This window comes from Streptococcus sp. HMSC070B10 (assembly GCF_001808665.1).
Taxonomy (GTDB): domain Bacteria; phylum Bacillota; class Bacilli; order Lactobacillales; family Streptococcaceae; genus Streptococcus.
The window spans coordinates 1-4,746 of the sequence record NZ_KV794126.1 but is presented as its reverse complement, the minus strand read 5'-3'; the positions used below and the strand labels follow the sequence as shown (position 1 = coordinate 4,746).

Sequence of the window (4,746 nt, the reverse complement as noted above, 5' to 3'; positions counted from 1 at the left end):
AATTTTATAAACAACTACCCAATAATCATTTTTTGCCATGAATACTGTCTCCTTTTTTAAAAGTATAATCCTTTGTGCTCCACTTTATTATAGCTCTTTTGCTATCTTCCTGCAATAAAACACGTTTTATCTATTTCTTCTCTGTCGCATGTATCTTGCCCTTCAAAACTAATCATTTTCTGATAAATTGAAAGGTTTTTATCCCCTTTTTGTCTGAAGTGCTCCGACTTGGAAAAAGTTCCCTTCACCGGTACCCTACTGGCCAGAAAGATTTTTTAAAAGGTGGGGGGGAGTCAATATCCTTTCAACTCAACAAATCTTTTAGCGATTACCTTTCTACGGCTATTTATATAACGAGTAGTTTTATTTAGTTTCTCTGCCACGTCTTCCCAAGTCGCATCAGCTTCTAAATATCTCATTTTAAAAATTACTAGATCACTTTCAATTAAGTTTTCCATCAAGGTATCTACAACTAGTTTGAAACCTTCTAAATATCTTAGTGTTTGGTCTTCTTCAATTCTAATGATTGTTGCTTCAGTAGGACTATATACTGTCTTGCCTTTCCCACCAGTATAATCTTCAGTGCTATGCTTCTTATTATGTATCAGCTCCTGTCTTCTCAAATAAATTTTATTAGCAAGCGTTCTATATCGTCCTAACTCAATATCTATCCCGTCCAGGTCTCTGTTACTCAACTCGTACATAGGCAAGTACCTCCACTTAAATTTAAAAATTTTTTTATCTTTCAATTTGTCAAATTGTAAATTCTGTCAAACTGACAAAAAACGCTAAAAGCCTTCCAACACTCCACTTACCAGGTATCATTGTTTTAAGTTTGACAACTCTTCAATATGACAAGTTCAAGGGAAATTTCTTTAATTTATCCCCTCAGTTTCTCATATCTTACATTCTGTGAAACTCACTCCATTCTGTAAACCCCTGATATACCTTGCTTTTAAGCTATTACTTCTTTTCAGTTTATGCTTACTTTGTTATGTGAAACTTAGTAAAGCATAAAAGTAGGACTAGCGATATTTCTTTTGTTTGAGCCATATATCACTAGCCTTACTTAATTTGTTCCCTATTTCTCTAAATACACTTTGATGTCCCGATATTCCTTAGAAAAATTCATCCATCCGCTAGAATCAGGGGTTAAGAATGGTAGGACAGTAAGCGGACTTACTTCTGTTCGATACGGCGATAGAGAATGTCTCTGACTTATTTCTCTGACTACACCTGTATGAATTTCTTCTACATCCTTCTTCAGTTCTTGAATTTCATCATATGCGTCCAAAATTCGTCTAAGTTTCTTTCGGTATTGTTTATAGATCTTCTTAGTTTCCATCCGTTGCTTAGTTTCTTTAAAAATGTATTCAAAGATGACTGCATTAGCTTCTGAAAAATCACTATCAAATTTTTCCTGAAGGCCATTAATAGCTTTTTCCATCTTTTCCAGCTGCTCTAAAGATTCTAAGTTATTTGACAAAAAAGAATCTATGTTCTCAAATGAAACTGCTTGATTGCCTAACAGGCTTTTCCTTTTTTCGCTTAACTGTTCTCGTGCTGAATTAATCTTACTTTTTTTATTATCTAGATCATCCAGTGTTTCAAATACTTGATTAATATCCATTTCTTTCTCCTAGTTCCATTGAATAAAGTAACCACAATCTTCTTCAATTTTTTTTACATCAAATCGGGTATGTAAAATCAACCGTTTCCCAAAATAGTCATTCGCATTCACCCAACTAAGTGTATCTTTCTTTCGATCAAACAAAGTAACAAAGTTTTCTAGATCTCCGATAAAGCCTTTTTTATCACCTTTATTCCCTAATGTTGTATCATCTACAATTAAAAAGTTATCTACAAAGAATGTTTCACTTGTCCCTGTCTCTTTATCAACCTTAAGAAGATAATTTCCTGAAGTGTCTTTCATTTTTTCTAAGACACTAAATAGTGATTGACTAACAACCATAGATACATTGCGCTCTGGATTGATTAAAGAAACAATAGATTTCAAGTCGTCCATACTTGTAGCAGTCTGCACTTTCGCAGTTTGGAGAATTTTCCCAATCTCTCTATTTCGTGTTCTACGTTTTAATTTAATAATCTTCTTACCAAGAAAATCCGTTAAATTATATTGGCCATCATCTAATTGTTCCTGTGAAAAATCAAGTTTTCCACTGAATAATTTAACTAAGTAATCAACGCTGATCGTTTTCTTTTTATCTGCTTCTGTTCTCTCAACCGAATTTTCGCTAACTTCTTGTAATGAATCAGATTCAAAGTCAGTTACTTCATACTTCCCACCACGGGTGCGAGTCTCAATAACATTTACTAGATCAACCAGTTCTTTACGTTGATGTTCATCTTCGTAACTATCAAGGATTGGTTTTTCAATGAGTACATGATTATTTTCTACGTTCATCCCTCTGGTGTTATAACCTGTACTTCGGATATAAGCTTCTAGATTTTCTTTTTGTTTAGCTAAGTTAGTTGTCATTTTTTTGCTCCTTCATCTTTTAATATCTGATTTTTGTTTATAATTTTTTCTAAAATTCTTTGCTCTTAGTTTTTCCTTTATGACTCTCCGAGCCTTTAGAATCATTTTTTCTAGATTTTGGTTTGTCTTGTTTGTTAGCATATTTTTCTAGTATTTCTTGTTTCCGTTGTTCTAAGCTATCATCTTCTTTTTTACACTGAGAAAAGATTTTCTGTCTTTTATCTGGATCCATAGAAAACTTATTGGCTACTACATACCCTAAAGAAGTATCTCCTGACATCTCCCTCACCCCCTTTCTATGCAAACAAAAAGGGACATACCACTAGCATTATATGCTTACGGTATGTCCCTGAGTTGTTCTCAATAGACTTATTTTTTAGTTTCTTTTTTGACTAGATGAGTAAATTTCCCATCTGAATAGAATAAAGTTATCTCTCCAAAACTTGGAACTTTTTCTATCTCTATTATACCACATTTTTCGTAGACAACAAAGCCTTTTTCTGTTGCAAATCGCATTTTATCATCATTCATTGATATTCTCCCCTCACTGTATTTATAGTGTATCGCTTATCTTTGATCGTAAAAGCCTTGAAAGTGTTCCCTTCTAAACCTTTCAAAATTCTACTTGAATTTCTAGCATTGTATACCGTCCGCAGTTCACTACTATCTAGGTTCGTGTTGAAAATCGTAGTTTCTCGATTATTGATAATATCAAACAAGAAATCCTGTTCCCAGTCACTCTTAGGTGTTACCGTCCCATTTTTTGCCCCCAGGTCATCGATGATTAGAAAATCTACATCAACAAGCTTTTTGACCGCCTCATACTCTGTTAAGTTTGCATTTCTTCCATAAGCCCAGCCTTCTTTTATCTGCTTGATAATCTCGGTTAAGCTGACAAACAAGACACTCTTAGGCTCGTTCTTCTCCCTAAAACTCTCATTGATTTCTTTAGCCAAGGCAAGAGATAAATGACTTTTTCCTATTCCTGTGCTACCACTGATTAAAGTATTTCCCGTCATACCTGCAAGGTACTTCTGGACTTGCCCCTTTACAAACTCTAACATCTGACGCTCTTCTGTCGTCTTAACAAAGAAATTATCAAACGTTGCTCCTTTCAACTCGTTAGGGATCGTACTATCACGCATTAAGACATCATAAGTTTTAAAGTAAGCCTGTCTGTCCTCGAACTGCTGTAATAGGTCTTGTTCTTTTTGTTTAATCTCTCCCTTTACACACTCCGGGCAAAATGCTTGTACTTTTCTTTCTGAACTCCCTAACACTGGTACAGAAATTTCCCAATAATTTACCTGGTGAATATCGCAAACTTTATCCGATATTTTTCTGTTATTAAATTCTTTAAATTGTTCCTTCATCTTTGCAACTCCTAAAATGGTAGATCTGGAAAGTTGTCTTCGGACTTCCCTTTTATGGTTTTAGGCTTTTGATTCAAATAACCGTCAAACTTAGTTCCGAAAAGTGTTTCTGGTCTCAGATACTTAGAAAACTCAGGACTATCCTTCCATTCTGCCGTTTTAATATCTATCACCTGTTTAAAATCTTCAAGTGTATAGCCTTCTTTGAATCGTGCTAGTAAAAGCCTTTTTGTCTTATCAACAAATTTATACCGCTTATTAGCTACTTGATTCAAATAAGCAATAGGAATCCAAAGTTCTTTATGTTTTGTTTTCTCTAAATCTTTTCTAGCGTTTTCTTCAAGCCAAGTAGGAAAAGTGAAGTCGAGATTTCCCGACAATATATTATCTAAATATAAATTATTACTCTTACTATTAACTCTATTCTCTTTCTCTATCTCTGTTGGACACAAGTTGGAATTTGTCCAACTATTTTGGACATTTTCCAATCTTGCCACATTTGGGGCTTGTTTTCGCTGTTCACGTTTATATTTAGACCAGTTTGTTTCACTCTCAACCATGGCTTTTGCTTGCGATAATGTAGCATGGCCATCATCATCAATCTGAATCAGTCCACATCTGGTAAAATATGCTACTGTCATATTTATATCATCTTCAGAAACATCCAGTTTTAAAGCTAATTCCTGTACCAAACTATCAAAATATCCTTCATAGTACAAAATACAATCATCTTCTAGACTTTCTAACATAAGACGGATATAAATCACTGTCATAGTGTAGCCACCAGGCATATTTTTAAGTCGCTTAATAAAAAGGTTATCAAAAAACTTCTTATCAACTTTTAACCAAAAATATATTTTAGTCTTTGCCATC

Annotated in this window: 7 protein-coding genes; all 7 read right to left on the bottom strand. The window is 34.0% G+C overall.

Annotated elements, in window-relative coordinates:
• Nucleotides 1-293: 293 nt before the first annotated feature.
• Nucleotides 294-704: a hypothetical protein gene (locus HMPREF2613_RS00070; RefSeq protein ID WP_049490544.1), complete on the bottom strand. Its 411-nt coding sequence runs from the start codon at nt 702-704 to the stop codon at nt 294-296.
• A gap of 377 nt (nt 705-1,081) precedes the next feature.
• Nucleotides 1,082-1,630, bottom strand: coding sequence for a hypothetical protein (locus HMPREF2613_RS00065; RefSeq protein WP_049490546.1), 549 nt, complete (start codon nt 1,628-1,630; stop codon nt 1,082-1,084).
• A gap of 9 nt (nt 1,631-1,639) precedes the next feature.
• A complete protein-coding gene (locus HMPREF2613_RS00060; protein ID WP_064276812.1) occupies nt 1,640-2,500 on the bottom strand; it encodes a phage major capsid protein in 861 nt (286 codons plus the stop codon).
• A 49-nt stretch (nt 2,501-2,549) separates the two neighbouring features.
• Nucleotides 2,550-2,780 (bottom strand): hypothetical protein, encoded by a 231-nt coding sequence (locus tag HMPREF2613_RS00055; RefSeq protein ID WP_064276813.1) that lies wholly within the window; start codon nt 2,778-2,780, stop codon nt 2,550-2,552.
• Between the two features lie 89 nt (nt 2,781-2,869).
• On the bottom strand, nt 2,870-3,031 hold the full coding sequence (locus tag HMPREF2613_RS11420; RefSeq protein WP_162837499.1) for a hypothetical protein: 162 nt from the start codon (nt 3,029-3,031) through the stop codon (nt 2,870-2,872).
• Nucleotides 3,028-3,873 carry an ATP-binding protein gene (locus HMPREF2613_RS00050; protein WP_064276814.1) on the bottom strand — a complete coding sequence of 282 codons (846 nt, stop codon included), beginning with the start codon at nt 3,871-3,873 and terminating at the stop codon, nt 3,028-3,030. The genes HMPREF2613_RS11420 and HMPREF2613_RS00050 overlap by 4 nt, the downstream gene beginning before the upstream one ends.
• 11 nt (nt 3,874-3,884) lie before the next feature.
• Entirely contained in the window at nt 3,885-4,745 is an 861-nt protein-coding gene (locus HMPREF2613_RS00045; protein ID WP_061421544.1) for a conserved phage C-terminal domain-containing protein, read from the bottom strand.
• Nucleotide 4,746: the final 1 nt, after the last annotated feature.

Bases quoted from the DNA above. Each gene is read 5' to 3' on its own strand.
- HMPREF2613_RS00070 (WP_049490544.1), bottom strand. From the start codon at position 704: ATGTACGAGTTGAGTAACAGAGACCTGGACGGGATAGATATTGAGTTA.
- HMPREF2613_RS00065 (WP_049490546.1), bottom strand. From the start codon at position 1,630: ATGGATATTAATCAAGTATTTGAAACACTGGATGATCTAGATAATAAA.
- HMPREF2613_RS00060 (WP_064276812.1), bottom strand. From the start codon at position 2,500: ATGACAACTAACTTAGCTAAACAAAAAGAAAATCTAGAAGCTTATATC.
- HMPREF2613_RS00055 (WP_064276813.1), bottom strand. From the start codon at position 2,780: ATGTCAGGAGATACTTCTTTAGGGTATGTAGTAGCCAATAAGTTTTCT.
- HMPREF2613_RS11420 (WP_162837499.1), bottom strand. From the start codon at position 3,031: ATGAATGATGATAAAATGCGATTTGCAACAGAAAAAGGCTTTGTTGTC.
- HMPREF2613_RS00050 (WP_064276814.1), bottom strand. From the start codon at position 3,873: ATGAAGGAACAATTTAAAGAATTTAATAACAGAAAAATATCGGATAAA.
- HMPREF2613_RS00045 (WP_061421544.1), bottom strand. From the start codon at position 4,745: ATGGCAAAGACTAAAATATATTTTTGGTTAAAAGTTGATAAGAAGTTT.